Source organism: Streptomyces sp. NPDC052910 (genome assembly GCF_055585605.1).
Genome location: NZ_JBVJJR010000001.1, coordinates 572,635 through 597,967 on the forward strand (window position 1 = coordinate 572,635; position 25,333 = coordinate 597,967).

A 25,333-nucleotide genomic window follows, 5' to 3' on the forward strand; every position below is an offset into this window, starting at 1 on the left:
GGTGAGGGTGTCCCCCATCGCAGGCGAGTCCGGGGCGACCCAGGACTTCGTTGAAGTCCGGCTGCCCGCTGCGGGTGCCTACCTGTCGGTCCTGCGGACGGCGACAGCCGGTCTCGCGGCCCGGCTGGACTTCACCCTCGACGAAATCGAGGATCTCCGCATCGCCGTCGACGAGGCGTGCGCGATCCTCCTGCAACAGGCCGTGCCCGGCTCCGTACTGAGCTGCGTCTTCCGCCTCGTCGGCGACGCGCTCCGGGTGACGGTCTCGGCACCCACCACGGACGGCCGCGCGCCCGAGCGCGACACCTTCGCCTGGACGGTGCTCTCCGCACTGGCCGGCGAGGTCGACTCCACCGTCGCGGACGACCGCACGGTCAGCATCAGCCTGCACAAGAAGCGCGGCGCCGGCCCCGGGCAGCCGTGACGGAAGAGGGGGCTCCGTGAGTACTGCATCGTCGCGGGAAGTACGCACCCCGGCCATCCCGCATCAGTCCGTCCGGCACCATCCGGGGAGCGCGGCGGCTCTGGAGCCGGACGAGGCGAGTGACCGACCGGAGCGGGCGGACCACATGGATCAGCAGGAACAGCAGCGGCAGCCGCAGGATCGCAGCGGAGCGCGCGCCCTGTTCACCCGGTTGCGGTCGCTTCCCGACGGCTCCCCGGAGCGGGCAGAGCTGCGCAACCACCTGGTACGGATGCACCTGCCGCTGGTGGAACACCTGGCGCGGCGGTTCCGCAACCGCGGCGAGCCGCTCGACGACCTGACCCAGGTCGCCACCATCGGCCTGATCAAGTCCGTGGACCGCTTCGATCCGGACCGGGGGGTGGAGTTCTCCACCTACGCCACGCCCACGGTCGTCGGCGAGATCAAGCGGCACTTCCGGGACAAGGGATGGGCGGTCCGGGTCCCGCGCAGGCTCCAGGAGCTGCGGCTGTCGCTGACCACCGCCACCGCGGAGCTCTCCCAGCGGCACGGGCGCGCGCCCACGGTCCACGAGCTGGCCGAGCACCTCGGCATCTCGGAGGAGGAGGTACTGGAGGGCCTGGAGTCGGCCAACGCGTACAGCACCCTCTCCCTCGACGTGCCGGACACGGACGACGAGTCGCCCGCCGTCGCCGACACCCTCGGCGCGGAGGACGAGGCCCTGGAGGGCGTCGAGTACCGCGAGTCCCTCAAGCCCCTGCTGGAGGATCTGCCGCCCCGCGAGAAGAAGATCCTTCTGCTGCGGTTCTTCGGCAACATGACCCAGTCGCAGATCGCCCAGGAGGTCGGCATCTCCCAGATGCACGTCTCCCGGCTGCTCGCCCGCACCCTCGCCCAGCTCCGCGAGCGCCTGCTCGTCGAGGAGTAACCGGAGCGGCCGTCCCACGGTCAGGCGCCGGGAGAGCGGGCGCCGGGGCCGAGCCGAGCGGACCTGATCCCGTGGCCGACGGGATCAGGTGGGGAACAGGAGGCCCGGCCCGTCCACGGTGCGGAACGCCCGCCGTCCCGCACCGGACGCGTCGGCGCCCCGGCCCTCGGTACGCCGGCCGGGCGTCCGGGGCGGTGCGGACTCGCTCAGGATTCCCGCGGGCCGATGCCCAGCGCCTCGGTCGCCGTCGGGTTCACCAGCAGCGCCAGGGTGGCCACGGCCGCGAGCGCCAGCAGCACCCCCGCGGCGATCAAAGCGCCGCCCCCGTTGACCAGCGACCAGGCCACGGGGAACGCCACGAGTTGGGTGATGAGCGCCGGCCCCCGGCTCCAGCGACGGCGCAGCAGCAGGCCGCGGGCCGCCGCCAGCGGCAACAGGGCCAGCGCGACCATGGTCGCCCCACCCGTCACCGCCTGCCGCGGGCTGTCCGGCTTCCCCAGCAGCCCCATGACCAGGATGTACAGCCCGCCGATCAGTAGGGCCAGCCCCTCCAGACCGGCCAGCGCGGCAGCGGCCGTCAACCGGGCGGGCCGCGGACCGGCCGGTTCCGGGACGTCGGGTGCCTTGCTCCCGCCGCGCTCGGGGGCGGCGCTCTTACGGGCGGACTTCGGCGCGGACTGCTTGCTGCTCACCCCAGCAGGGTAGCCCCGCCCCGTTCCGACCGGTCGCGCCCCGGACGATCCGGCACGCGGACGGGCGGGACGGCGAGACCTGAGGTGGGTCGTGTACCGACAGGTAGGTAGGCTGGCGCGCATGCGTGCGCTTCTCGTGGTCAATCCTTCGGCCACCACCACCAGTGCCCGTACGCGCGATGTCCTGGTGCACGCGCTCGCCAGCGACCTCAAGCTCGAGGTCGCCACCACCGAGTACCGGGGGCACGCGCGGGACCTGGCGCGGGCCGCCGCGGAGGGCGGGAACACCGAGCTGGTGGTCGCGCTGGGCGGGGACGGCACGGTCAACGAGGTCGTCAACGGTCTGCTGCACCACGGCCCCGACCCGGAGCGCCTGCCGCGCCTCGCGGTGGTGCCCGGCGGCTCGACCAACGTGTTCGCCCGAGCGCTGGGGCTGCCGAACGACGCCGTGGAGGCCGCGGGTGCCCTTCTGGAGGCGCTGCGCGACGGTGACGAGCGGACCATCGGCCTGGGGCACGCGACCGGCACGCCGGGCAGTGAGGACGAAGGGGTGCCAGGCCGCTGGTTCACCTTCTGCGCCGGCCTCGGCTTCGACGCCGGTGTCGTCGGCCGGGTGGAGCAACAGCGCGAGCGCGGCAAACGTTCGACACACTCCCTGTACGTGCGACAGTTCATGCGTCAGTTCGCGGGCGAGCCCCACCGGCGGCACGGCACGATCACCCTCGAACGGCCTGGCGAGGAGCCACTCGCGAATCTCGTCATGTCGATAATCTGCAACACGTCGCCGTGGACGTACTTCGGCAACCGGCCGATCTACGCGCTGCCCCGAGCGTCCTTCGACACCGGCCTTGACGTGCTGGGACTCACCAGGCTCTCGACTCTCACGGCCGGCCGCCACATCACCCGCCTGCTGACCTCCACCCCGGAGCGCGGCCCCGAGGGCAGACACGCTGTGTCACTCCATGACCAGAGTTCCTTCACCTTGCATTCGCAGGCCCCACTCCCCTTTCAGATGGACGGTGACCACCTCGGATTGCGTACGAGCGTGACGTTCACAGGCGTTCGTCGTGCACTGCGTGTGATTGTGTGAGTGTGAGGGCCTAAAGTCCTTCCACTCGAACGTTTAGCCTGGGTTCCACCCCCTGGAAGTACGGCTGTGACCTAGCTGACACCGAGGAATCAAAAAAAACTTTCCAGAAGGGGTTGTGTCGGCCGCCGAGGTTTGCGAGTCTCTTCATGGCGATCGGGACAGCCGCTCATCTCGGCTTCCCGGATTGCCCGAACCCCCTCTCTCTTTCCTGGACCGCGGCCAGTCTCGACTGGGTAACGGCCCTTCCCGTGCGGGGGGATTCGTGAAAGCGTTCACATTCACAAGCCACGTAGCCGCAATAACGAGGAGATGGAGCAGCCATGGACTGGCGTCACAACGCCGTTTGCCGCGAGGAAGACCCCGAGCTGTTCTTCCCCATCGGCAACACCGGTCCTGCGCTGCTGCAGATCGAGGAAGCCAAGGCCGTCTGCCGCCGCTGCCCCGTCATGGAGCAGTGCCTGCAGTGGGCGCTCGAGTCCGGCCAGGACTCCGGCGTCTGGGGTGGCCTCAGCGAGGACGAGCGCCGCGCGATGAAGCGCCGCGCCGCCCGCAACCGGGCTCGCAACGCGACCGCCTGACGAAGCCCCCTCGGCCCCCGAGCCGCAGCGCGCAGTGCCCCTGACGTATCGGGGGCGCCCACCAGCACCGCACAGTGAAGCTTTGAGCCCCGGACCGATCACGGTCCGGGGCTCAGTGCTGTGCCCGGCGCCGCCCGGCTCGGCGGCGCCTCGCGCTCAGCCGGCACCGATGTGATCAGGGCTTTCCCGGCCGGACGGGAAGGTCGAGGACGACCCGGGTGCCCCGCTCGGAGGCGGGCACCATGTCGAACCTGCCGCCGAGCTCACCCTCGACCAGGGTGCGGACGATCTGCAGACCGAGATTTCCGGCCTGGCGCGGGTCGAAGCCCTCCGGCAGCCCCCGCCCGTCGTCCTGGACCGAGATCAGCAGCCGGGTGTCGGTACGGGTGCCGCCGCGCACCGCCGTCACCTCGACCGTGCCCTGCTCCCCCGGGCCGAAGCCGTGCTCCAGGGCGTTCTGCAGCAACTCGGTGAGAACCATGGCGAGCGGAGTCGCGACCTCCGCGTCGAGCACTCCGAACCGGCCGGTCCTCCGGGTGTGCACCCGGCCCGGCGAGATCTCGGCGACCATGGCGAGCACCCGGTCGGCGATCTCGTCGAATTCGACCCGTTCGTCGAGGTTCTGCGAAAGCGTCTCGTGGACGATCGCGATCGAGCCGACCCGGCGTACGGCCTCCTCCAGCGCCTCGCGCCCCTCCGCCGAGCCGATGCGGCGGGCCTGGAGCCGCAGCAGGGCCGCGACGGTCTGCAGGTTGTTCTTCACCCGGTGGTGGATCTCCCGGATGGTGGCGTCCTTGGTGATCAACTCACGCTCTCGCCGACGCAGTTCGGTGACGTCCCGGAGCAGGACGAGCGAACCGATGTGCGCGCCCTTGGGCTTGAGGGGGATGACCCGCAACTGGATCACACCGCCGTTGGCCTCGACCTCGAATTCGCGCGGCGCCCAGCCGCTGGCGAGCTTCGCGAGCCCCTCGTCCACCGGTCCGCGCGAGGGCGCCAACTGAGCGGTGGTCTCGCCCAGATGATGCCCCACGAGGTCGGCGGCGAGACCGAGCCGGTGGTAGGCGGAGAGCGCGTTCGGGCTGGCGTACTGGACGATGCCGTCCGCGTCCAGCCGGACCAGTCCGTCGCCGGCGCGCGGCGACGCGTCCATGTCGACTTGTTGCCCCGGGAAGGGGAACGTTCCGGCGGCGATCATCTGGGCGAGGTCGGAGGCACTCTGCAGGTAGGTGAGCTCCAGCCGGCTCGGCGTCCGCACGGTGAGGAGGTTGGTGTTCCGCGCGATGACGCCGAGCACGCGCCCCTCACGGCGGACCGGGATGGACTCCACCCGGACCGGCACCTCCTCGCGCCACTCGGGATCGCCCTCGCGCACGATCCTTCCCTCGTCCAGCGCCGCGTCGAGCATGGGCCGGCGCCCACGCGGGACGAGATGGCCGACCATGTCGTCCTGGTACGAGGTGGGGCCGGTGTTGGGGCGCATCTGGGCGACCGAGACGTACCGGGTGCCGTCGAGCGTGGGGATCCACAGGACGAGGTCGGCGAAGGAGAGGTCGGAGAGCAGTTGCCACTCCGAGACCAGCAGGTGGAGCCATTCGAGATCGGAGCCGTCGAGGGCGGTGTGCTGGCGTACGAGATCGTTCATGGAGGGCACGGCTGTGAGCCTAATTGCTTTCGCGGGCGGGTGGAGGTGCCGGTGCCCGCGCACCCGGGCGCCGTCGGGCGCGCCACGCTCGGCCGCGCCGGCGGGGGTCTCCCCGAGCGGCACGACATCGCTGATTCGCCGCCGGGACACGCGGAGTTCCGGCGCGCGGGCATGGACAGGGGCGAATGGTCTAGTCCACAATGAACAGGTAAAGCCCCGCCCTCCCCGCACAGGAGGGCGGCACGAGGCCTGGCGCTCTCTGCCCTGACCGCGCCATGGCCTCCGGTCGGCCGCTCCGGACGCGGGGCCCGCACACCCCGCGGTGTCCGGACCGGTCGATATCAGCTCCGGGCTGCGGTGCCGGCGGGGTCGAGGGTCCCCGTCAGGCGCCGCGGCCCGTGGCGCGGCACACCCCCTCCACCACCGGGGCACCTCCGCTCCCGGGCCCTCCCTCTCTCTTCACGCCCCGCCCCCGTGGGCGACTCCGCCCGTCGACGCCCCGGCCGGGGCATCCCCCGGCCAGGCCCGGATGGCCAACTCCGCCACGGACTCCAGCTCTTCACGGCTCGCGCCGTCGCGCGCCTGCTGCGACATGCCCTGGATGACGGTGGCCGTGAAGCGGGCGAGGGCACGCGGGTCGGCGTCCTCGGGAAGCACCCCGGCCGCCTTGTCGGCCTCGATGGCCCGCTCCATCGCACGCACGTTCGCCTCCCGCTGCTCGCGCAGGGCCGCCACCACGTCCGCCGACGCCTCCGTCGCGTTGGTGGCGGCGGTGATGACCAGGCAGCCGGGCGGCCGGCCGGGCACGGTGTACTCGGCCGCGGCCTCGCGCAGCATCCGCGCGACCCCGCGGCGTGCGGTCGGCTCCTCCTCGAGGGCGCGATGGAGAAAGGAGCCGTAGGTGTGGCCGTACCTCTCCACGGCCGCGCCGAACAGGGCCTTCTTGTCGCCGAAGGCGGCATAGAGGCTGGGGGCCCCGATGCCCATGCTGCGCGTGAGGTCCGTGATGGAGGTGGCCTCGTAGCCGTGCTCCCAGAAGGCCATGACCGCCTTCTCCAGGGCCGTGGCCCGGTCGAAGGACCGGGGACGTCCGCGCTGTTTCGTCGCCATGCGCCAATTTTATAGCGCTCACTCAAGAATCTCTGCTACCTTCTTTCTGTAACGATCCCTAGATAAAGAGGGGGGCGGCTCTCATGGGCGCGCTCAAGGGCAGGACGGCACTGGTGACGGGCGGCAGCCGGGGCATCGGCAGGGCGATCTCGGAGCGGCTGGCGCGGGACGGCGCCCGGGTGGCCGTGCACTACGGGCGGGACGAGCGGGCTGCCGCGGAGACGGTGGCGGCGATCACGGCCGCGGGCGGTTCCGCCTTCCCGGTCCGGGCGCGACTGGGCGTGCCGGGCGATGCGGAGGCGCTGTGGGCGGCCTACGACGAGCAGGCGAACGGGGTGGACATCCTGGTCAACAACGCGGGGACCGACGGGGCACGCAAGCCCATCGCGGAGACGACGCCGGAGGATTTCGACGACGTCTTCGCCGTCAACGCCAAGGCCCCCTTCTTCATCACCAAGCTCGGCCTGGAGCGCATGCGGGACGGCGGCCGGATCGTGAACGTGTCGACCGGACTGTCCCGCCGGGCGGGGATGACGGAGCTGATCACGTACTCGATGACCAAGGGCGCCCTCGACGTCTTCACCATGACCCTGGCCAAGGAGACCGGCCCGCGCGGCATCACGGTCAACTCGGTGGCCCCCGGCGTGGTCGACACGGACATGAACGCCGGCTGGCTGCGCGGTGAGGAGAACACGGCGGCCCGCGAGGCGATGGCCGGGCTCTCACCGTTCCGGCGGCTCGGAGAGCCGCAGGACATAGCGGATGTCGTGGGCTTCCTGGCCTCACCGGAGGGACGGTGGGTAACAGGGCAGTGGATCGACGCCACCGGCGGCGCCCTGCTGTAGCGCGCGGGCAACGGTCTCCACGGGCCCGGCTCTGTTAGATTGGTCTATACCACCCCAATCCCAAGATCGGCAGGCCCAGCGTGGAAGTTGTCATCGTCCCGGACGCCAAGGCAGGCGGCGCTCTCATCGCGGAGGCCATCGCCGCCCTGCTGAGCCGCAAGCCCGACGCTCTGCTCGGCGTTGCCACCGGCTCGACGCCGCTGCCCGTCTACGACGCCCTGGCGGGCATGGTCCGCTCGGGTTCCCTGGACGCCTCGCGTGCCCGTATCTGCCAGTTGGACGAGTACGTCGGCCTGCCCGCCGACCACCCGGAGTCGTACCGGTCGACGGTGCTGCGCCAGGTGGTGGAGCCGCTCGGGCTGACCGAAGCCTCGTTCATGGGCCCGGACGGCACCGCCGAGGACGTGCAGGGGGCGTGCGACGCGTACGACCGCGCGCTCTCCGAGGCGGGCGGTGTGGACCTGCAGTTGCTCGGCATCGGCACCGACGGGCACATCGGGTTCAACGAGCCGTGTTCCTCGCTCGCCTCCCGGACCCGGATCAAGACGCTGACCGAGCAGACCCGGCAGGACAACGCCCGGTTCTTCGACAGCATCGACGAGGTCCCCCACCACGTCATCACCCAGGGCATCGGCACCATCCTGGAGGCACGGCACCTGGTGCTGCTGGCCACCGGGGCGGGCAAGGCGGAAGCGGTGGCCCGGTCCGTCGAGGGTCCGGTCTCCGCCCTGGTCCCGGCGTCCGCGCTCCAGTTGCACCCGCACGCGACCGTGGTCGTCGACGAGGCGGCGGCCTCGCAGCTCCGGCTCGCCGACTACTTCCGCGCCACCTACGCGGCGAAGCCGAGCTGGCAGGGCCTGTAGACCACGGTGTGGGGCGGGCGGGGCCGGGAGGCCGGGACCGCCCGCCGGTCAGAACGCCGGGCTTGCCCGGCGGACGGTTTCCGCCGGAGGCGGGCGGTTCCTCCGGACAGACCGTCCTGGACCGGCCGTCCCGGACCGGCCGTCCCGGACCGGCCGTCTCCGGACAGGCCGTCTCCGGACAGGCCGGCGGGTCGCGGCCCTGGCCGCGGTGCCGGCCCGGTGGACCGTCGGCGCCGGGCAGGCGGTTTCGGTCGGGTGTCGGCAGGCCGAGCGAGAGGGCCGGGGTCGTCCGAGCGAGCCTTGCGAGAACCGCCCGGTGCCGGGCAAGCCTTCGGAGCCGCCCGGCACCGGGCCGAGCTCTCCTAGACCGCCCGGCACTGCGCCGATCCCTCAGAACTCCGCCCGGCTTCGGGCGAGCCTTCGGCACCCGCCCGACGCCAAGCCAACCCTGCGGCACTCGTCCAGCGCCGATCCGACCATGCAGCACTCGCCCAACGCCGAGCCAGCCCTGCGGCACCCACCCAACGCCAAGCCAACTCTGCGACACCCGCCCAGCGCCAACCCGACCATGCGGCACCCGCCCAGCGCCGGCCCGACCATGCGGCACCCGCGCGGGGCCGGTCGAGCCAATGGGCGGCCGCCCGGCGGTCGGTGGGCTCGGCTTAGATCGTCAGGCGGCCTGCCACTGCCTCGGCGGCGGCCGTGCCGCAGACGCGGGCCGCGCCGTGGGTGGCGATGTGCAGGGCTCCGGTCGGCGGGGCCTGGGGCAGGCCCATCTCGACCACGACGGTGTCGGGCCGGGCGGTGACCAGGGCGGCTAGGGCGGCGGCCATCCACGGGTGGCGGTGGGCGTCCCGTACCACCGCGACGACCGGGCGGCCGGCCGCGTCCCGCAGCACTGTGGCGGTGTCGGCGGTGTCCGGGCCGTAGGTGCCGGTCGTGGTGCCGGGGAGCAGACGGGTCAGGTCGGCGGCGATGCCCCAGGGCGTCTCGTTGCCGACGGCGAAGTTGGCCGTGGGCGTGTACGCGGCGACGTGGACCGGGCCGTCGGGAGCGGCGCGGTGGCCGTCGGCCGGGGTGAGGCGCAGGGCCCGGCGGGCGGCGGTGAGCCCGATGCCGGGGGTGGGCGCGCTCCCCTCCCGCGCGCCCTCCCCCGCCTTCGAGGCCCAGCGGGCGAGTGCGCGGACGCGGGTCGCGGCGTCGGAGAGCCGCTCCTCGGGGAGTTCCGCCGTGTGGACGGCCCGGACGATCGCGTCGCGCAGCCGCAGGACGGTGAGCTCGTCGGAGAGTCCGCCGCCCACGCAGATGGCGTCACAGCCGGCCGCCAGGGCCATGACGGCGCCGCGCTCGATGCCCCAGGTGGCGGAGATCGCCCGCATCTCGATGCCGTCGGTGACGATGAGGCCGTCGAAGCCGAGGCCGCCCCGCTCGACGGGGGCGCGGAGCAGGCCGTGCAGGACGTCGGGGCTGAGTGTGGCCGGCAGCCGGGGGTCGACGGCGGGGAGCAGGATGTGGGCGCTCATGACGGCTTTGGTGCCGGCCGCCACGGCCGCGTGGAAGGGGGGAAGGTCGCGCGCGTGGAGTGTGCGCAGGTCGACGCTCACCCGGGGCATGTCGTCGTGCGAGTCGACGGTGGTGTCGCCGTGGCCGGGGAAGTGCTTGGCGCAGGCGGCGACGCCCGCCGCCTGGAGGCCGTCGACGTAGGCGGCGGTGTGCCGGGCGACGAGATCCGGGTCGGCGCCGAAGGACCGTACGCCGATGACGGGGTTGTCGGGGTCGGAGTTGACGTCGGCGGACGGTGCCCAGTTGAAGTTGATGCCGCATTCGGCGAGCCGGCGGCCCAGTTCGCGGGCGACGGCCCGGGTCAGCTCCGGGTCGTCGACGGCGCCGAGCGCGAGGTTGCCGGGGAAGGAGGAGCCGGTGCGGACTTCCAGGCGGGTGACGTCCCCGCCCTCCTCGTCGATCGCGACGAGCACGTCGTCCCGCTCGGCGCGGAGCCGGGCGGTGAGGTCGGCGAGTTGGCCGGGCGTGGCGACGTTGCGGCCGAACACGCCGACGGCGGCGAGTCCTTCGCCGAGCCGGCGCAGCAGCCAGTCGGGCGGGGTGGTCCCGGTGAAGCCGGGCTGGAGAACGGTGAGCGCATCACGGGTCAGCGTGTCCATGAGTGCAGTGCTAGCCCTTCACCGCGCCGGAGGTCAGTCCTCCGACGGCCCTGCGCTGGAGGAAGACGAACAGGATGAGGATGGGGACGGCGAAGAGGGAGGAGGCGGCCATGGTGGCGCCCCAGTCGTCGCCGAAGGTGGTCCGGAATCCGGTGAGCCAGAGCGGCAGCGTCTGCGCGGAGGGGTCCTTGCTGAGGATGAGGACGTAGGGGAACTCGTTCCACACGGTGATGAAGCCGAAGAGGGAGGTGGCCATCAGGCCGGGCGCCAGCAGCGGGAAGATCACCCTGCGGAAGGCCTGGGCCCGGGTGCAGCCGTCGACCATGGCGGACTCCTCCAGTTCCTTCGGCACGGCGGCGACGTAGCCGCGGAGCGTCAGGACGGTGAAGGGCAGCACCATCAGGGTGTAGATGGCGATGAGCGGCGCCAGGCTGTTCAGCATGTCGGCGTCGCGCACGATCATGTAGTACGCGATGACCATGACCTCCCAGGGCGCCATCTGGGCCATCATCATCACCAGGATGAAGCTCCGGCGGCCCCGGAAACGCATCCGGGCGATGGCGAAGGAGGCCAGCAGCGCGATCGCCAGGGACAGCAGGACGGCGACGCCCGTGATGACGAACGAGTTGGCGACGAAGGTCCAGAAGCCCTCGGCGTCCACGGCCTTCTCGAAGTGTTCGAGGGTCGGGCTGGTGGGGAACCAGACCGGGGCGTCGCCGACGATGTCCTTGTTGGCCTTGAAGGCCGTGGTGAACATCCAGTAGACGGGGAAGACCAGGCCGAGGAACAGGACGACCGCCGTCGCCCCCGGCCAGACCCGGCCGATCAGGGAGCGCTTCACAGCTCGTCCTCCTCTTGCTTGAGCACCAGGCGCAGGTAGTAGGCGGTCAGGACGAGCAGGATGACGATGGTCAGGATGGAGATCGCGGCGCCCATGCCGAAGTGCTGGTTGTTCATGCCCTCGACGAACGCGTACACCGGCAGGGTCTCGGTGAGGCGGTCCGGGCCGCCCTCGTTGATGACGAAGACCTGGGTGAACGACTTGAAGATCCAGATGACTTCGAGGAACGTCGTGGCGTAGAAGAACGGCTTGAGGAACGGGAAAGTCACCGAGGTGAACCGCTTCCACACGCCGGCGCCGTCGAGCGCGGCGGCCTCGTAGAGCTCCTTGGGGATCGTGGTCGTCGCCGCGTAGAGGTTGATCGCGACGAAGGGCACGGACTGCCAGACGAGCAGCACGGTGATCACGAAGAAGGTGGAGAACTGCCCGCCGGTCCAGTTGTACTCGGCCATGGAGTGCCAGCCGAGCTGGTCCAGCACGTAGTTGACGACGCCGAACCGCTGGGCGAACAGCCACTGGAAGACCGTGGTGGCCGCGACAACGGGCATGGCCCAGGCCAGCACCAGTCCGAGGGAGAGCAGCAGCCGCATCCGCTTGCCGAGCCGGGCGAGCAGCAGGCCGATCAGGCAGCCGGCGACCATGACCAGGGTGACGTTGGCCGCGGTGAAGACGACGGACCGGAGGGTGACCCGCCAGAACTCCTCGTTCCCCAGCGTGTCCGCGTAGTTGTCGACACCGATCCACTCGGTGGTACGCCGGATGAGCTGCCGCCGGTTGAGGTTCTGGAACGACAGCAGGCCGTTCTGCACCATGATCCAGCCGAGCAGCAGCACCGTGAAGACGGCGGCGGGGAGGATCAGCAGGTACGGGATCGCCCTGCCGGCCCGCCGGGGCGTCCCCTCGGCCGGCGGCGCACCGCCCTTGCCGGTCCGGACGGCGGGCCGGGCCGCCGCCTCTTCGGTCTGCGCTGACATCGTCGTCCGCCTTCTCCCCTGTACAACGGTGGTGCGTGGTGCCGGGCGGGCGGGGCGCCGGCCGGTGTCCGGCCCGCACCCCGCCCGCCCGCGCGGGTCACTGCTTCTGGCTGAGGCGCTTGTTCATCTCGCCCTCGACCTGCTTGGCCGCGTCCTCGGGCGACTTGCCTTCGAGTACGGCGGTCATGTAGGCCTTGATCGGGTTGGGGGCGTTCTCGACCGCCGCCCACTCCGCGATCAGCGGCGTGGTGCCGCCGCCCTTGGCCGCCGGGGCCGCGGCCTCGCCGGCCGGGTTGCCCTTCACCCGGGAGAGCAGCGACTCCTTGTTGGGGATCGAGCCGACCTCCTGGGCGAGCGCGCCCTCGTTCTTGTCGGACAGCGCGATCTTCAGGAACTCCTCGGCGAGGTCCTTCTTCTTGCTCCGCTCGGCGATCGCGAGGTTGGAGCCGCCGAGGAAGACGCCCTCGGGCTTGTCGGCGGTCTCACCGGGGAGGGTGAAGAAGCCGAGGTCCTTCTCGATCGCCGGGTTCGCCTTGATCGCGGTCTTGGCCTCCCAGCCCATGCCGATGAAGGCGCCGGTCTTGCCCTTGGCGAAGACGTCGGCCTGCTGCGGGGTGGCCTCGTCCTTGTCCTTCGGTGCCTTGCTGAACGCCTGGTACTGCTTGTAGACCTCCATGGCCTTGCCGACCTTGGGGTCGGCGAGGTTGGAGACGTACTTGTTTCCGTCCTTCTTCACCAGGTCGGCACCGGCGCCGATGGTCAGGCCGTCGAAGAAGTACCAGTTCTGGCCGGGCAGGTAGAGGGGCTCGGCGTCGCCCTTCTTCCGGATGGCCTCGAACGCCTTGAAGAGGTCGGCGCGGGTCTTGGGGATGTCCTTGACGCCGGCGTCGGCGAAGACCTTCTTGTTGTAGATGACGACGCGGTTGGCGGCCCACCAGGGTGCCGCGTACTGCGTCCCCTCGAACACGGACGGCTTGTTGAGGGATTCCGTCCAGTCCTTGCCGATCTCCTTCTTGAGGTCCTCGAGGTCGGCGAGGCCACCGGTCGCGGCGTAGGAGGGCGTCTGGGTGTTGCCGATCTCGAAGACGTCGGGGGGCGTGGACTCGGAGAGCGCGGTGGTGAGCTTCTGCTGGATGTTGTCCCACTTCTGGACCTGGACATCCAGCTTGGCGCCGGTCTTCTGTTCGAACTCGGACTTCACGGCCTCGGTCCACTTGGGCGGGTTCGAGCCGTCCATGAACCAGACGGTGAGGGTCTTGCCCTTGGAGTCCCCGGAACCGGCATCCTTGTCGCCGCTGTCGGACCCACAAGCAGCCACACTCACCAACAAGGCCGCGACACCTGTCGCCGCTATGAGCCCACGCTTCACAGCACTCTCCTCAGGACCGAAAAGTGGTCTTTAATGGTTTAGACCAGTGCCCGCAGCTTGGCCTAGACCTTTTGGGGTGTCAAGGGTGTATAAGAGTCGCTGTCGGCTCCGTTACCGGACCGACACCTGAGGGCCGACCTGGGCGTCTCCGGTCCCCTCGGGCACTGCCCGTGCCACCATGTGACCGCGATAGACGGAGGAGCCGGTGACGGCAGCAGGATCGGAGTCGGGAAGGCACGCCATGGCGACCGAGGGCGGGACAGCGGAGAACGGCAGCACCGCCGGCGGTGTGCGAACGGCCCGCGTCCCCAAGTACTACCGGCTCAAACGTCATCTGCTGGAGATGACCGAAACCTTGCCCCCCGGCACGCCGGTGCCACCCGAACGCACTCTCGCCGCGGAGTTCGACACCTCGCGCACCACGGTGCGCCAGGCCCTTCAGGAGCTGGTGGTCGAGGGGCGCCTGGAACGCATCCAGGGCAAGGGCACCTTCGTCGCCAAGCCCAAGGTCTCCCAGGCACTCCAACTGACCTCCTACACCGAGGACATGAAGGCTCAGGGCCTGGAACCCACCTCGCAGCTCCTCGACATCGGCTACGTCACGGCGGACGACCGCCTCGCCGGCCTGCTCGACATCACGCCCGGCGGCCGGGTCCTGCGCATCGAACGGCTGCGACTGGCCAGCGGCGAGCCCATGGCCATCGAGACCACCCACCTCTCGGCCAAGCGCTTCCCCGCGCTGCGCCGCAACCTCGTCAAGTACACGTCGCTGTACACGGCACTCGCCGAGGTCTACGGCGTCCACCTGGCCGAGGCCGAGGAGACCATCGAGACCTCGCTCGCCACCCCGCGCGAGGCCGGGCTGCTCGGCACCGACGTGGGCCTCCCCATGCTGCTGCTGTCCCGCCACTCGCTGGACGCGGACGGCGCGCCGGTCGAATGGGTGCGGTCGGTCTACCGGGGGGACCGCTACAAGTTCGTCGCCCGGCTGCGGCGGCCCGTGGCGGAATAGGCCGCGCGCCGTGCCGTCGTCCGGCGGCCGTCCGGAGAACGGCGGCCGGACTCGGCGGGACGAATGCCGGACTCTGCGGGATTACCGACTGAGCCCGGCGGGACGAATGCCGGGATCCGCGGGATTACCCCGTGAGCCCGGCGCGACGAATGCCGGGCTCAGGGGGAGGATTACGGAAGCCCGGCAGGAGGATTACGGGAGCCCGGCGGGACGATTGCGGAAGCCAGGCGGAACGCCCGTCTCCCGGCCCATTCCTATTGACACTCATGACGGCTTGACGCTCATGACGGCGGCTCATAGTGTCACCGGCGCCCGACCGCTGCCTCGCGAGAGGACGATCATGGACGACACCGCGGGCGTGCGGAGCCGTGACGGGACCGCTTCCCAAGACGGCGGCCGGCCTTCCGCGCCCGGTCTCGGCCCGGCGCATTCCCCGCGGAAAGTCCTCGCGCACGGCGCGTTGCTGCGCCGTTTCGTCGCGGGCCGGGAAATCCGGCCGGTGCATATGCGGCTCGACCTCATGGGACCTTCCGCCATTTCGGGGCCGGAAAGCCGGAACGGAACGGACCCCGCCGGACCGGCCCCGGGGAACACCCCGGCGGAAAGCGCCCTCCCGACGGCGAAGGCCGTCTCCCTCCTGCGCGACTTCGCGGCCTGCGGCGGCCGGGCGGTGACCTTCCGCGGTGCCCGCGAGGCCACCCGTCATCCCGGCTACCCGGCCGTCTGCGACGCGGGCCACGAGGCCGGGCTGCGCCTCGGGCTGGTCACCGACGGCTCCCGGCTCGGCCGCCCGGACACGGCCGAGTGCGTGGCCTCCACCCACACCTGGGTGCGGGTGGCGCTCACGGCGGGCCCTGAGGCCGTCTTCCCGGCCGACGGCACCGCACCCGGCCGGACGCCGCCCGCCGCACTCCTCCACGACGTCGGCGACTTGCGGCAGTCCGCCATCGACCCCGACTTCCGCATCGGCTTCCACTACGTGATCAGCGAACGCAACGGCGACGGGATCCTGGCCGCGGCCCGCGCGGCCCGGGATGCGGGAGCCCACTACATACGCTTCGACACCGCCCCGCACGAGAGCCCGGCGGGCACCGCCCCGGCCCTGCGCCGGGCCGCTCTGCTCGCGGACGACGCGTTCGAGGTCCGGCTGCCGCACTCCGCCGGCGTCCCGTCCGCCGACGCCCCCGGGGTCCGCTTCGGCCGCTGCCACTACAGCGGCTTCACGGCCACCGTCGACGCCGCGGGACGGCTCTACCCGTGTCCCCAGGTGAGCCCCGACCCCCGCTACCGGCTCGGCGACGTCGTCGCGGACGGGTGGGCGGAGGTCCTGGACGGTGCCGCCCGCGCCGCCTGGAAGGCCACCGATCCCTTGTCCACCGCCCTGTGCGGATCCTGCTTCTACCGGCCGCAGAACGAGCTGATGGAGCTGCTCCTCTGCGGGCGCGCCTCCCTGGACGACGCGCTGCGGGCGTACGCGGCCGAGGTGCCGTCCACGCTGCACGCGGACTTCCTCTGACGGAAGGCGCGGGCACCCGCCACAGACCGGCTGCCGAACGGCCGTCGATGTACTGCCGATCGGTCGCGGATCAGCCGTGACTCATGTCGATCACACAGAAGCGGTTCCCCTCCGGGTCCGCGAGGACGACGAAATCGGGGTCCTCCGGATAGCGGTCCCAGTCGACCCGTCGGGCCCCGAGTGCCAGCAACCGCTTGACTTCCGCGGCCTGTTCGGCGGCGTCGTCCGCGTACAGGTCGAGGTGAACGCGCGGATACCGCTCGGCCGGCGTGTCGCTGGGCATCAGCGCCAGTCGGGGACCGGTGCCGCCGACGGCCGGTACCAGGACGGTGAAGGACGCGTCGACCGCACCGTCGCGTGGCACGTAACCGAGGGCCTCGGACCAGAACCCGGCGGCCCGCTCCATGTCGTCGACGCCCAGGACCAGCGTTCCGATACTCACCATCCCGCGATCATTGCAGACACCACTGACCTCGACAAGCACCGTTGCCCACAGCCGTGTTGCCGCCTCCGACCGGTCCCGCTCACCCCGCGCCGAGCAACGCGGGCAGCTTCCGCATGTCGTCGAAGACGACCGTGCCCGGCCCCTCCAGCCAGGCGGCGGGCGTCAGTCCACCGGCGTAACCAAAGGACCGCATCCCCGCCGCACGAGCGGCCCGGACGCCGTACCGGCTGTCCTCGACGACGGCACACCGGCCCGGGTCGGCGCCCATGGCGCGGGCGGCGTGCAGGAAGAGGTCCGGGGCGGGCTTGCCGCGTGCCACGTCCTCGGCACTGAAGACGCACCCTTCCTTGAAGAAGCCGTGGAGGCCGGTGAGCCGCAGGTTCTGCCGGACGGCGGTGTGATCGCCGTTGGAGGCGACGCAGAAGGGGACGTCCAGCTCCCCCAGCGCCTCGGCGACGCCCTCCACGGCCGTCAGCTCGGCGGCGAAGGCGTCCACGTAGCGCTGCTCGTACGGCTTCCACCAGTCGGCGGGCAGCGGCCGGCCGAGGCGTTCCGCGACCGCCTCGCGCATGATCTCCGCCGGGGACCCCACGAACTTCTCCGTGATTTCCGCCTCGGTGAACGGTGCCCCCAACTCGGCCAGATATTGCGCCTCCACGCGCACGCAGATCCGCTCGCTGTCCACCAGAACGCCGTCGCAGTCGAAGATGACGAGGTCAAAGGGCTTGTCGCGCATACCTTGCAGCCTATGCGCGGGGCCGGGGGCGCGCCCGGCCGCGGTCGGGGAGCCCGGGGCGCGCACCCAGCGCCCCGGCATGTCAGGGAACTTGATGTTGTCATACCGATATCCGGACAGGGGGTGACGACCGGAGGCTCCCTCACCTAGATTTCGTGCGCATTACGCGAATGATCGCGCCGCGAGGAATCGCTCCGCGAGCGTCGCGCCATGCCGCCGACCGCACGGGGACGGAGCCGTCGCATGTCCGAACCACCCGCTTCCGCACCACCCGCCGACGGCCGTCGCAAGCCGGTCGTGACCCTCCCGATGGTCGTCGCGGGCGTCTGTCTCGCCCTGCCGTTCGCGGCGATGCTCTGGGTCGATTCCTATGCCAGGCTGACGCCGGCGTTCATCGGCATCCCGTTCTTCTACTGGTACCAGATGCTCTGGGTGATCGTCTCCACGGCGCTGACGACCATCGCCTACGTGCTCGTGCGCCGCCAGGAGCGGGAGCGGAAGCGGGGTGGGCGGCCGTGAAGGACGGCGTCAACGGTGTCGCGCTCACCGTGTTCATCATCTTCTTCCTGGCCGTCACGGTCATGGGTTTCTACGCCGCGCGGTGGCGGCGGGCGGAGCACGCCGACAATCTCGACGAATGGGGTCTGGGCGGGCGCTCGTTCGGCACCTGGATCACCTGGTTCCTGCTGGGCGGCGATCTGTACACGGCGTACACCTTCGTCGCCGTGCCGGCGGCCGTCTACACCGGCGGCGCGGCCGGGTTCTTCGCCGTGCCGTACACGATCCTCTGCTACCCGCTCGTCTTCACCTTCCTGCCGCGCCTGTGGTCGGTGTCGCACAAGCACGGTTACGTCACCTCGTCCGACTTCGTCAGGGGCCGCTTCGGCTCCCGGGGACTGTCGCTGGCGCTCGCCCTCACCGGCATCCTCGCCACGATGCCCTACATCGCGCTGCAACTCGTCGGCATCCAGGCCGTGCTGGACGTGATGGGGATCGGTGGCGGGTCCAACTGGTTCATGAAGGACCTGCCGCTGCTCATCGCCTTCGGCGTGCTCGCGGCCTACACCTACTCCTCCGGGCTGCGGGCCCCCGCTCTGATCGCGTTCGTCAAGGACGCTCTGATCTACATCGTCATCGCGGTCGCCATCATCTACATCCCCGTCAAACTCGGCGGTTTCGACGACGTCTTCGCCAAGGCGGGCGAGGTGTTCTCCGTCAAGAACCCGGACACGGGCAAGCCGCGCGGCGCCCTGGTCACCGGGCCGGACGCGCAGTGGGCGTACGCGACCCTGGCCCTCGGTTCGGCGATGGCCCTCTTCCTCTACCCGCACTCCGTGACGGCCGTCCTCTCCAGCAAGAACCGCAACGTCATCCGGCGCAACACCACCATCCTGCCGCTGTACTCGCTGATGCTGGGGCTGCTCGCGATGCTCGGTTTCATGGCGGTCGCGGCCGGTATCAAGGTGAAGAACGCCCAGTTGGCCATTCCGCAGCTTTTCGAGGACATGTTCCCGGACTGGTTCACCGGCGTCGCCTTCGCGGCGATCGGCATCGGCGCCCTGGTCCCGGCGGCCATCATGTCCATCGCCGCCGCCAACCTGTTCACCCGCAACATCTACAAGGATTTCCTGCGCCCGGACGCCTCTCCCGCCCACGAGGCGAAGGTCTCCAAGCTGGCGTCCCTGCTGGTGAAGGTCGGCGCCCTGGTCTTCGTGCTCACCATGGACAAGACGGTGGCGATCAACTTCCAGTTGCTGGGCGGCATCTGGATCCTGCAGACGGTTCCCGCCCTGGTCGGCGGGCTCTTCACACGCTGGTTCCACCGCTGGGCCCTGCTGGCGGGCTGGGCGGCCGGCATGCTGTACGGCACGTGGCGCGCGTACGACACCCCGAGCGCCACGCAGGACCATTTCGGCAACACCAACCTCATCCCCCTCATCGGGGAGAAGGGGTATATCGGGCTCACGGCCTTCGCGCTGAACGTGCTCGTCGCGGTCGTGCTGACCTTTGTGTTCAAGGCGCTCGGCACACCGGACGGCGTGGACGAGACGAAGGCGTCCGACTACACGGCGGACGCCGGCGACCCGGGCGTCCAGGCCGAACTGCCCCCGGCGACGGCGGGAGCGCCGGGCGGGCACTGACGCCCCGGACGGGCGGGCCAGGGGCATCGTAGGCCCCTGGCCCGCCCGTTCCCGCACCCCGCGCCCCTTCTCCCGTCTCTCCCGCCCCGACGGCCCCGTGTGGTGCCGTTCGGGGCAGACGCCCCGGTGACGGCGTCACGGACGGACCGGGCTCCCGGTGCCGCCCCCCTTCCTCTTCAGCCAGGCCCGGCCCGGCCAGTCGGCGTGTGTCACCCGCATCGCCTCCCACGCCGGCAGCAAACCGGAGCCGACGCGGGCGGCCCGGCCCGCCTGCTCTCCGGCCATCCGATAGCCCATGTCGCTGGAGTCGACGAAGTGGTAGGTGCCGTCGGTGATCACGACCTTGGCGGCGACCCCGGCGAGCCCTTCCAGCAGGCCTTCCCGCAGCGCGGGCAGATGCTCCGCGGGCAACCGGTCTTCGGGGACGACGCTGCGGACCTCCAGCCCGCCGTCCGGGCCGGGCGGTTCGAAGTCGGCGACGATGTGCGCATAGGGACCGCAGGCGCCACGGTTCAGCCGGATGAGGACGCATATCTCTCGTACAGGAACGGGAAGATCGGTCATGCGGGCCACGGTAGGGGAGGCCCGGTTCACGGGACAGCGGATATCCCCGGGGCGTGGGGGTTCCGCCGCGGCCGGCGATTCGTCGCCCCGTCCGGCGGCTCGCGGCGGTGTGATCGATCTCCTGCCGGCGAGGGTGAGCGCTGCGCGCCGTGACGGAGTCGTCCGCCGCCGGCTCCCGCACCGCTCCTACGCTTTCGTGAAGCCCGGGCGCCCTTCCCGTCTCCCGCCCGGCGAGCGGCGATCGCTTCCGTGAACGGCGGCCTCGAAGCCCCCTCCCGATAGCACATTCCGCGACCGTCCCATGACGTGACGACACAACATGTGGGGGCACGCGCGACCGTCGGCACTAGATGTATGCTCGTGCTCGCTGTCGCCGCAGGGGAATCCGGTGGAAATCCGGAACTGTCCCGCAACGGTGTACGTACGGGCCCAATCCGCCCGTTCCGCAGTCCGAGGACCTGCCGGCAGCACGCCAGCACCGGGCCCGCCCGGTACGGCGTCTGAACACGTCCGGGCCTCGCGGGTTGGGCCGGTGGACGCCCGCGCGCACGCCTCGTACGGCTTCCGTACGCCGTCGGCTGCGCGTGCGCGCCCCCCTGCCCTCCCACCGAGGCCCCCAGCCGAGCGAGGGAGAGCCACACGTGACGATCGCGCCCGCGGAACCTGCTTCAGGTCCGGTTTCAGCGCCCGAGGCGGACACGGTAGCGACCGGCGGCCCCGGGACCGCGCTCCTGCGCACCCTGACGGAGCTCACCGCCGATCTGCCCGCCACCGACCCCGGCAAGGTCGCCGCCGCCGCGCTGCGCGGCCGGCACCCCGGGTCGGACGAGGCCGAACTGCGTTCGCTGGCCACCGAGGCCGCGGCCGGGCTGATCTCCGAGGAGCCCGAGTACTCGCGGCTCGCCGCGCGGCTCCTGACGCTCGCCATCGCCCAGGAGGCGGCCGGGCAGGGCGCGGTCTCCTTCTCCGCGTCCGTCGCCACCGGCCACCGCGAAGGCCTGATCGCCGACGACACCGCCGCGTTCGTGCGCACGCACGCCGAGCGCCTGGACGCCCTCGTCGAGGGCGCGCTCGCCGACGGCGCCGACGACCGCTTCGGCTACTTCGGTCTGCGCACCCTGCACAGCCGCTACCTGCTCCGCCACCCGATCACCCGCGACGTGATCGAGACGCCGCAGCACTTCCTGCTGCGTGTGGCCTGCGGTCTGGCCGAGGACCACTCGGTCCGCGCCCTGGAGGACGTGGCCGAGCTCTACCGCCTCACCAGCACGCTCTCGTACCTCCCCTCCTCCCCCACGCTCTTCAACTCCGGCACGCGGCACCCGCAGATGTCGTCCTGCTACCTGCTGGACTCGCCGCTGGACGAGCTGGACTCGATCTACGACCGCTACCACCAGGTCGCGCGGCTGTCGAAGCACGCGGGCGGCATCGGCCTCTCGTACTCCCGGATCCGCTCGCGCGGTTCGCTGATCCGCGGCACCAACGGCCACTCCAACGGCATCGTGCCGTTCCTGCGGACGCTCGACGCCTCCGTCGCCGCCGTCAACCAGGGCGGTCGGCGCAAGGGCGCGGCCTGCGTCTACCTGGAGACCTGGCACGCGGACATCGAGGAGTTCCTGGAGCTCCGCGACAACACCGGTGAAGAGGCCCGGCGCACCCACAACCTCAACATCGCGCACTGGATCCCGGACGAGTTCATGCGCCGGGTCGAGGCGGACGCCGACTGGTCGCTGTTCTCCCCGGCGGACACCCCGGACCTGGTCGACCTCTACGGCGACGAGTTCGACGCCGCGTACCGGAAGTACGAGGCCGAGGGCAAGGCCGTCAAGACCATTCCGGCGCGGGTGCTCTACGCCCGGATGATGCGCACCCTCGCGCAGACCGGCAACGGCTGGATGACGTTCAAGGACGCCGCCAACCGCACCGCCAACCAGACCGCCGAGCCCGGCCAGGTCGTCCACTCCTCCAACCTCTGCACGGAGATCCTGGAGGTCACCGACGACGGCGAGACCGCGGTCTGCAACCTCGGCTCCGTCAACCTCGCCGCCCACCTCGGCGCGGACGGCGAGATGGACTGGGCGAAGCTGGACCGCACGGTCCGCACGGCCGTCACCTTCCTCGACCGCGTCGTGGACATCAACTTCTACCCGACCGAGCAGGCGGGGAACTCCAACTCCCGCTGGCGCCCGGTCGGTCTGGGCCTGATGGGTCTCCAGGACGTCTTCTTCCGGCTGCGGCTGCCCTTCGACTCCTCCGAGGCGAAGGCGCTGTCCACCCGGATCTCCGAGCGGATCATGCTCGCGGCGTACGAGGCGTCCGCCGACCTCGCCGAGCGACACGGCCCGCACCCGGCCTGGTCCGCGACCCGCACCGCGCGCGGCGTGCTGCACCCGGACCACTACCCGAACACCGAGCCGACCTGGGCGGAGCGCTGGGACGCGCTGCGCGCCCGGATCGCCTCCGTCGGCATGCGCAACTCGCTGCTGCTGGCCATCGCGCCGACCGCGACGATCGCGTCCATCGCCGGTGTCTACGAGTGCATCGAGCCGCAGGTGTCGAACCTGTTCAAGCGCGAGACGCTCAGCGGTGAGTTCCTCCAGGTCAACACCTACCTGGTGGAGGACCTGAAGAAGCTCGGCGTGTGGGACCGCGCCACACGCGACGCGATGACCGACGCCAACGGCTCGATCCAGGACATGGCGTGGATCCCGCAGGAGGTGCGCGATCTCTACCGCACCGCCTGGGAGATCCCGCAGCGCGCCCTGATCGACATGGCCGCGGCCCGCACCCCGTACCTGGACCAGAGCCAGTCGCTCAACCTGTTCATGGCCTCGCCCACCATCGGCAAGCTCAGCTCGATGTACGCGTACGCCTGGAAGCAGGGCATCAAGACCACGTACTACCTGCGTTCGCGCCCGGCGACCCGGATCGCCCGGTCTGCCGGCGCGGCCGCCACCGTCCCCGTCCCCGTCCAGCAGGCCGCGCCCGACGCGGACGCCATCGCCTGCTCCCTGGAAAACCCCGAGTCCTGCGAGGCCTGCCAGTAATGTCGAACGAACAGAAGAACCTGCTCGACCCGGGCTTCGAACTGACCCTGCGCCCCATGCGGTACCCGGACTTCTACGACCGCTACCGCGACGCGATCAAGAACACCTGGACCGTGGAGGAGGTCGACCTCCACTCCGACGTGTCCGACCTCGCCAAGCTCTCCCCGGGCGAGCAGCACATGATCGGCCGGCTCGTCGCGTTCTTCGCGACCGGCGACTCGATCGTGGCCAACAACCTCGTGCTGACGCTGTACAAGCACATCAACTCCCCCGAGGCGCGGCTGTACCTGTCGCGGCAGTTGTTCGAGGAGGCCGTGCACGTCCAGTTCTACCTGACGCTGCTGGACACCTACCTGCCCGACCCGGACGACCGCGCCGCCGCCTTCGCGGCCGTGGAGAACATCCCGTCCATCCGGGAGAAGGCCCAGTTCTGCTTCAAGTGGATGGACTCGGTCGAGAAGATCGACAGGCTGGAGACGAAGGCCGACCGCCGTCGCTTCCTGCTCAACCTGATCTGCTTCGCCGCGTGCATCGAGGGCCTGTTCTTCTACGGCGCGTTCGCGTACGTGTACTGGTTCCGCTCGCGCGGTCTGCTGCACGGTCTCGCCACCGGCACCAACTGGGTGTTCCGTGACGAGACAATGCACATGAACTTCGCGTTCGAGGTCGTGGACACCGTCCGCCAGGAGGAGCCCGACCTCTTCGACGACGAGCTGCAGCAGCAGGTCACGGACATGCTGAAGGAGGCCGTCGAGGCGGAGCTGCAGTTCGGCCGCGACCTGTGCGGCGAGGGCCTGCCGGGCATGAACACCGAGTCCATGCGCGAGTACCTCCAGTGCGTCGCCGACCAGCGCCTCCAGCGCCTCGGCTTCGCCCCGGTCTACGGCTCGGAGAACCCGTTCTCCTTCATGGAGCTGCAGAACGTCCAGGAGCTGACCAACTTCTTCGAGCGCCGCGCCTCCGCGTACCAGGTGGCGGTCGAGGGCACGGTCGCGTTCGACGACGAGTTCTGAGCCGGCACGCCTCGGTGACGAGCGGGCCCTTCCGGAGTTCTCCGGGAGGGCCCGCTCCCGTTGTGCGGCACCCTCGCGAAAAACCGGCGACACGTCGGCCGGGGCGCCCGGACCGCCGCCACCTGCGGGGAGGCTGGTCGTCAGGGGGCAGCAACGGGACAGGAGACACACCTGATGCGCGTCATGATGATCGTCAAGGCGACCGAGGAGTCCGAGGCCGGCGTGCTGCCGACCCGGGAGGAGGTCGCCGACATGCAGCGGTACAACGAGGCCCTGGCCAAGGCGGGAGCGCTGCTGGCCGCCGACGGGCTGTGGGCGTCCTCGGAGGGCGCCCGGGTGGTGTTCGCGGGCGGGAAGCCCAGCGTGATCGACGGGCCGTTCGACGAGATCGGCGAGCTGATCGCCGGTTACTGGGTGATCCGGGTGGACTCGATGGACCAGGCCCGGGAGTGGGCGGCTCGGATCCCGTTCCGGGAGGGCGTGGTCGAACTCCGGCGCGTCTTCGAACCGTCCGACTTCCCGTCCGACGTGCTACCGCCCGAGGAGGCCGCCCGCGAGGAGGCGCTCCGCGAACGGCTGCGCGGGGGCGGCGGTGGCGGCGCCTGAACGAGCGGGGGGCCGGGCGGCCCGTTCCACGCCGCCCGGTCCGTTCGCGCCGCCCGCCCGGGGCCCGTCAGTCGTTGGGGACGACCGGGTAGCGCGGCGTGCCCTCGGCCATCTGCCGGAGCGCGTCCTTGCGGTCGCGCTTGGAGAGGCGGTCGATGTACAGGTAGCCGTACAGGTGGTCCGTCTCGTGCTGGAGGCAGCGGGCGAAGTAGCCGGTGCCCTGGACGGCGATCGGGTTGCCCTTCATGTCCTGGCCGCGCACCACCGCGTAGTCGGGGCGGGCCAGCGGGGCGTACGCGGTCGGGACGGAGAGGCAGCCCTCGTTGGAGTCGTCGAGGATCCGGCGGTCGGCCGGGAGCTCGTCCAGGACCGGGTTGCAGACGTGGCCCACGTGCCGGACGCCCTCGTCGTCCATGCAGTCGTAGACGAAGACCTTCAGGTCGACGCCGATCTGGTTGGCGGCCAGGCCGACGCCCTCGGCGGTCCGCTGGCTGGCGAACATGTCGTCGATGAGGCGGGCGAGCTCGTCGTCGAACTCCGTGACGTCCTTGCACTCCTTGTGCAGGACGGGGTTGCCGACCACGGTGATCGGACGGGACGTGCCGCGCTCGCGGTGCGCGGTCTCCCGCTCCTCGCAGTCCTCGGTGTCCACGATGAACTCGTCGTTCACCGGCTGGTCGGTCTCTCGCTGCGCCATCGCCGCCGTACGCCTCTCTCACAACCCGAATGCAC

24 protein-coding genes and 1 riboswitch are annotated in these 25,333 nt (G+C 70.9%); of the genes, 13 read left to right on the forward strand and 11 right to left on the reverse strand.

Going from position 1 to position 25,333, the window contains the following annotated elements; genetic code table 11:
* Window positions 1-7: 7 nt before the first annotated feature.
* The gene (locus ACZ6X9_RS02430; RefSeq protein WP_004937609.1) at window positions 8-424 is read left to right on the forward strand and encodes an ATP-binding protein; all 417 of its coding nucleotides are present in this window, start codon (window positions 8-10) and stop codon (window positions 422-424) included.
* A gap of 16 nt (window positions 425-440) precedes the next feature.
* Window positions 441-1,352, forward strand: a complete 912-nt coding sequence (locus ACZ6X9_RS02435) for an RNA polymerase sigma factor SigF (RefSeq protein ID WP_436779956.1) — start codon at window positions 441-443, stop codon at window positions 1,350-1,352.
* A gap of 206 nt (window positions 1,353-1,558) precedes the next feature.
* Here the strand turns inward: ACZ6X9_RS02435 and ACZ6X9_RS02440 are convergent, their stop codons facing one another.
* Entirely contained in the window at window positions 1,559-2,044 is a 486-nt protein-coding gene (locus tag ACZ6X9_RS02440) for a hypothetical protein (RefSeq protein ID WP_469776049.1), read from the reverse strand.
* Window positions 2,045-2,165: 121 nt separating this feature from the next.
* On the opposite strand from ACZ6X9_RS02440, the gene ACZ6X9_RS02445 reads away from it, so the two are divergent.
* Together ACZ6X9_RS02445 and ACZ6X9_RS02450 are read left to right on the forward strand one after the other, a co-directional pair.
* A complete protein-coding gene (locus tag ACZ6X9_RS02445) occupies window positions 2,166-3,134 on the forward strand; it encodes a diacylglycerol/lipid kinase family protein (protein WP_469776050.1) in 969 nt (322 codons plus the stop codon).
* Between the two features lie 320 nt (window positions 3,135-3,454).
* Entirely contained in the window at window positions 3,455-3,712 is a 258-nt protein-coding gene (locus ACZ6X9_RS02450) for a WhiB family transcriptional regulator (RefSeq protein WP_004937597.1), read from the forward strand.
* Between the two features lie 175 nt (window positions 3,713-3,887).
* Here ACZ6X9_RS02450 and ACZ6X9_RS02455 read toward each other — a convergent pair whose 3' ends face one another.
* A complete protein-coding gene (locus tag ACZ6X9_RS02455; protein ID WP_469776624.1) occupies window positions 3,888-5,357 on the reverse strand; it encodes a sensor histidine kinase in 1,470 nt (489 codons plus the stop codon).
* A 459-nt stretch (window positions 5,358-5,816) separates the two neighbouring features.
* On the reverse strand, window positions 5,817-6,467 hold the full coding sequence (locus tag ACZ6X9_RS02460; RefSeq protein WP_469776051.1) for a TetR/AcrR family transcriptional regulator: 651 nt from the start codon (window positions 6,465-6,467) through the stop codon (window positions 5,817-5,819).
* Window positions 6,468-6,550: 83 nt separating this feature from the next.
* Between ACZ6X9_RS02460 and ACZ6X9_RS02465 the strand changes: the two genes are divergently transcribed.
* Window positions 6,551-7,312, forward strand: coding sequence for an SDR family oxidoreductase (locus tag ACZ6X9_RS02465; RefSeq protein ID WP_469776052.1), 762 nt, complete (start codon window positions 6,551-6,553; stop codon window positions 7,310-7,312).
* A gap of 80 nt (window positions 7,313-7,392) precedes the next feature.
* The gene (gene nagB, locus ACZ6X9_RS02470) at window positions 7,393-8,175 is read left to right on the forward strand and encodes a glucosamine-6-phosphate deaminase (protein WP_469776053.1); all 783 of its coding nucleotides are present in this window, start codon (window positions 7,393-7,395) and stop codon (window positions 8,173-8,175) included.
* A gap of 662 nt (window positions 8,176-8,837) precedes the next feature.
* Here the strand turns inward: nagB and ACZ6X9_RS02475 are convergent.
* The 4 genes from ACZ6X9_RS02475 to ACZ6X9_RS02490 all read right to left on the reverse strand — a co-directional run bounded on the left by ACZ6X9_RS02475 (window position 8,838) and on the right by ACZ6X9_RS02490 (window position 13,521).
* Entirely contained in the window at window positions 8,838-10,337 is a 1,500-nt protein-coding gene (locus ACZ6X9_RS02475) for a glycoside hydrolase family 3 protein (RefSeq protein WP_469776054.1), read from the reverse strand.
* Window positions 10,338-10,347: 10 nt separating this feature from the next.
* Window positions 10,348-11,178, reverse strand: coding sequence for a carbohydrate ABC transporter permease (locus tag ACZ6X9_RS02480; RefSeq protein ID WP_469776055.1), 831 nt, complete (start codon window positions 11,176-11,178; stop codon window positions 10,348-10,350).
* Window positions 11,175-12,152: a carbohydrate ABC transporter permease gene (locus ACZ6X9_RS02485; RefSeq protein ID WP_469776056.1), complete on the reverse strand. Its 978-nt coding sequence runs from the start codon at window positions 12,150-12,152 to the stop codon at window positions 11,175-11,177. The genes ACZ6X9_RS02480 and ACZ6X9_RS02485 overlap by 4 nt, the downstream gene beginning before the upstream one ends.
* Before the next feature lie 97 nt (window positions 12,153-12,249).
* Complete coding sequence (locus ACZ6X9_RS02490; protein WP_469776057.1) at window positions 12,250-13,521, reverse strand: extracellular solute-binding protein; 1,272 nt, start codon at window positions 13,519-13,521, stop codon at window positions 12,250-12,252.
* A gap of 241 nt (window positions 13,522-13,762) precedes the next feature.
* Between ACZ6X9_RS02490 and ACZ6X9_RS02495 the strand changes: the two genes are divergently transcribed.
* Together ACZ6X9_RS02495 and ACZ6X9_RS02500 are read left to right on the forward strand one after the other, a co-directional pair.
* Window positions 13,763-14,533, forward strand: a complete 771-nt coding sequence (locus ACZ6X9_RS02495) for a GntR family transcriptional regulator (protein ID WP_469776058.1) — start codon at window positions 13,763-13,765, stop codon at window positions 14,531-14,533.
* Between the two features lie 340 nt (window positions 14,534-14,873).
* Window positions 14,874-16,049 (forward strand): radical SAM protein, encoded by a 1,176-nt coding sequence (locus ACZ6X9_RS02500; protein WP_469776059.1) that lies wholly within the window; start codon window positions 14,874-14,876, stop codon window positions 16,047-16,049.
* A gap of 70 nt (window positions 16,050-16,119) precedes the next feature.
* Here ACZ6X9_RS02500 and ACZ6X9_RS02505 read toward each other — a convergent pair whose 3' ends face one another.
* Entirely contained in the window at window positions 16,120-16,494 is a 375-nt protein-coding gene (locus ACZ6X9_RS02505; RefSeq protein ID WP_469776060.1) for a VOC family protein, read from the reverse strand.
* A 79-nt stretch (window positions 16,495-16,573) separates the two neighbouring features.
* Window positions 16,574-17,230: an HAD family hydrolase gene (locus tag ACZ6X9_RS02510; RefSeq protein ID WP_469776061.1), complete on the reverse strand. Its 657-nt coding sequence runs from the start codon at window positions 17,228-17,230 to the stop codon at window positions 16,574-16,576.
* A gap of 243 nt (window positions 17,231-17,473) precedes the next feature.
* Between ACZ6X9_RS02510 and ACZ6X9_RS02515 the strand changes: the two genes are divergently transcribed.
* Window positions 17,474-17,749: a DUF3311 domain-containing protein gene (locus tag ACZ6X9_RS02515; RefSeq protein ID WP_469776062.1), complete on the forward strand. Its 276-nt coding sequence runs from the start codon at window positions 17,474-17,476 to the stop codon at window positions 17,747-17,749.
* Window positions 17,746-19,371: a monocarboxylate uptake permease MctP gene (gene mctP, locus ACZ6X9_RS02520; protein ID WP_469776063.1), complete on the forward strand. Its 1,626-nt coding sequence runs from the start codon at window positions 17,746-17,748 to the stop codon at window positions 19,369-19,371. The genes ACZ6X9_RS02515 and mctP overlap by 4 nt, the downstream gene beginning before the upstream one ends.
* Window positions 19,372-19,506: 135 nt before the next feature.
* Here mctP and ACZ6X9_RS02525 read toward each other — a convergent pair whose 3' ends face one another.
* Window positions 19,507-19,935 carry a hypothetical protein gene (locus ACZ6X9_RS02525; RefSeq protein WP_469776064.1) on the reverse strand — a complete coding sequence of 143 codons (429 nt, stop codon included), beginning with the start codon at window positions 19,933-19,935 and terminating at the stop codon, window positions 19,507-19,509.
* Window positions 19,936-20,302: 367 nt separating this feature from the next.
* A riboswitch (adenosylcobalamin-variant (AdoCbl-variant) riboswitch) is annotated at window positions 20,303-20,403 on the forward strand.
* Between the two features lie 173 nt (window positions 20,404-20,576).
* On the opposite strand from ACZ6X9_RS02525, the gene ACZ6X9_RS02530 reads away from it, so the two are divergent.
* The 3 genes from ACZ6X9_RS02530 to ACZ6X9_RS02540 all read left to right on the forward strand — a co-directional run bounded on the left by ACZ6X9_RS02530 (window position 20,577) and on the right by ACZ6X9_RS02540 (window position 24,601).
* Window positions 20,577-22,982 carry a ribonucleoside-diphosphate reductase subunit alpha gene (locus ACZ6X9_RS02530; RefSeq protein WP_469776065.1) on the forward strand — a complete coding sequence of 802 codons (2,406 nt, stop codon included), beginning with the start codon at window positions 20,577-20,579 and terminating at the stop codon, window positions 22,980-22,982.
* On the forward strand, window positions 22,982-23,995 hold the full coding sequence (locus tag ACZ6X9_RS02535; protein WP_469776066.1) for a ribonucleotide-diphosphate reductase subunit beta: 1,014 nt from the start codon (window positions 22,982-22,984) through the stop codon (window positions 23,993-23,995). Before ACZ6X9_RS02530 ends, ACZ6X9_RS02535 begins: the two co-directional genes overlap by 1 nt.
* 174 nt (window positions 23,996-24,169) lie before the next feature.
* Window positions 24,170-24,601 (forward strand): YciI family protein, encoded by a 432-nt coding sequence (locus ACZ6X9_RS02540; protein WP_469776067.1) that lies wholly within the window; start codon window positions 24,170-24,172, stop codon window positions 24,599-24,601.
* A gap of 67 nt (window positions 24,602-24,668) precedes the next feature.
* Here the strand turns inward: ACZ6X9_RS02540 and def are convergent, their stop codons facing one another.
* The gene (gene def / locus ACZ6X9_RS02545; protein WP_469776068.1) at window positions 24,669-25,298 is read right to left on the reverse strand and encodes a peptide deformylase; all 630 of its coding nucleotides are present in this window, start codon (window positions 25,296-25,298) and stop codon (window positions 24,669-24,671) included.
* Window positions 25,299-25,333: the final 35 nt, after the last annotated feature.

What these genes read in the sequence shown, in the direction of transcription:
- ACZ6X9_RS02445 (WP_469776050.1), top strand. Translation starts at nt 2,166, where the DNA reads ATGCGTGCGCTTCTCGTGGTCAATCCTTCGGCCACCACCACCAGTGCC.
- def (WP_469776068.1), bottom strand. Translation starts at nt 25,298, where the DNA reads ATGGCGCAGCGAGAGACCGACCAGCCGGTGAACGACGAGTTCATCGTG.
- ACZ6X9_RS02465 (WP_469776052.1), top strand. Translation starts at nt 6,551, where the DNA reads ATGGGCGCGCTCAAGGGCAGGACGGCACTGGTGACGGGCGGCAGCCGG.
- ACZ6X9_RS02475 (WP_469776054.1), bottom strand. Translation starts at nt 10,337, where the DNA reads ATGGACACGCTGACCCGTGATGCGCTCACCGTTCTCCAGCCCGGCTTC.
- ACZ6X9_RS02450 (WP_004937597.1), top strand. Translation starts at nt 3,455, where the DNA reads ATGGACTGGCGTCACAACGCCGTTTGCCGCGAGGAAGACCCCGAGCTG.
- ACZ6X9_RS02455 (WP_469776624.1), bottom strand. Translation starts at nt 5,357, where the DNA reads ATGAACGATCTCGTACGCCAGCACACCGCCCTCGACGGCTCCGATCTC.
- ACZ6X9_RS02500 (WP_469776059.1), top strand. Translation starts at nt 14,874, where the DNA reads ATGGACGACACCGCGGGCGTGCGGAGCCGTGACGGGACCGCTTCCCAA.
- ACZ6X9_RS02505 (WP_469776060.1), bottom strand. Translation starts at nt 16,494, where the DNA reads ATGGTGAGTATCGGAACGCTGGTCCTGGGCGTCGACGACATGGAGCGG.
- ACZ6X9_RS02460 (WP_469776051.1), bottom strand. Translation starts at nt 6,467, where the DNA reads ATGGCGACGAAACAGCGCGGACGTCCCCGGTCCTTCGACCGGGCCACG.
- ACZ6X9_RS02525 (WP_469776064.1), bottom strand. Translation starts at nt 19,935, where the DNA reads ATGACCGATCTTCCCGTTCCTGTACGAGAGATATGCGTCCTCATCCGG.
- ACZ6X9_RS02540 (WP_469776067.1), top strand. Translation starts at nt 24,170, where the DNA reads ATGCGCGTCATGATGATCGTCAAGGCGACCGAGGAGTCCGAGGCCGGC.
- ACZ6X9_RS02515 (WP_469776062.1), top strand. Translation starts at nt 17,474, where the DNA reads ATGTCCGAACCACCCGCTTCCGCACCACCCGCCGACGGCCGTCGCAAG.
- ACZ6X9_RS02535 (WP_469776066.1), top strand. Translation starts at nt 22,982, where the DNA reads ATGTCGAACGAACAGAAGAACCTGCTCGACCCGGGCTTCGAACTGACC.
- ACZ6X9_RS02495 (WP_469776058.1), top strand. Translation starts at nt 13,763, where the DNA reads ATGGCGACCGAGGGCGGGACAGCGGAGAACGGCAGCACCGCCGGCGGT.
- ACZ6X9_RS02485 (WP_469776056.1), bottom strand. Translation starts at nt 12,152, where the DNA reads ATGTCAGCGCAGACCGAAGAGGCGGCGGCCCGGCCCGCCGTCCGGACC.
- ACZ6X9_RS02510 (WP_469776061.1), bottom strand. Translation starts at nt 17,230, where the DNA reads ATGCGCGACAAGCCCTTTGACCTCGTCATCTTCGACTGCGACGGCGTT.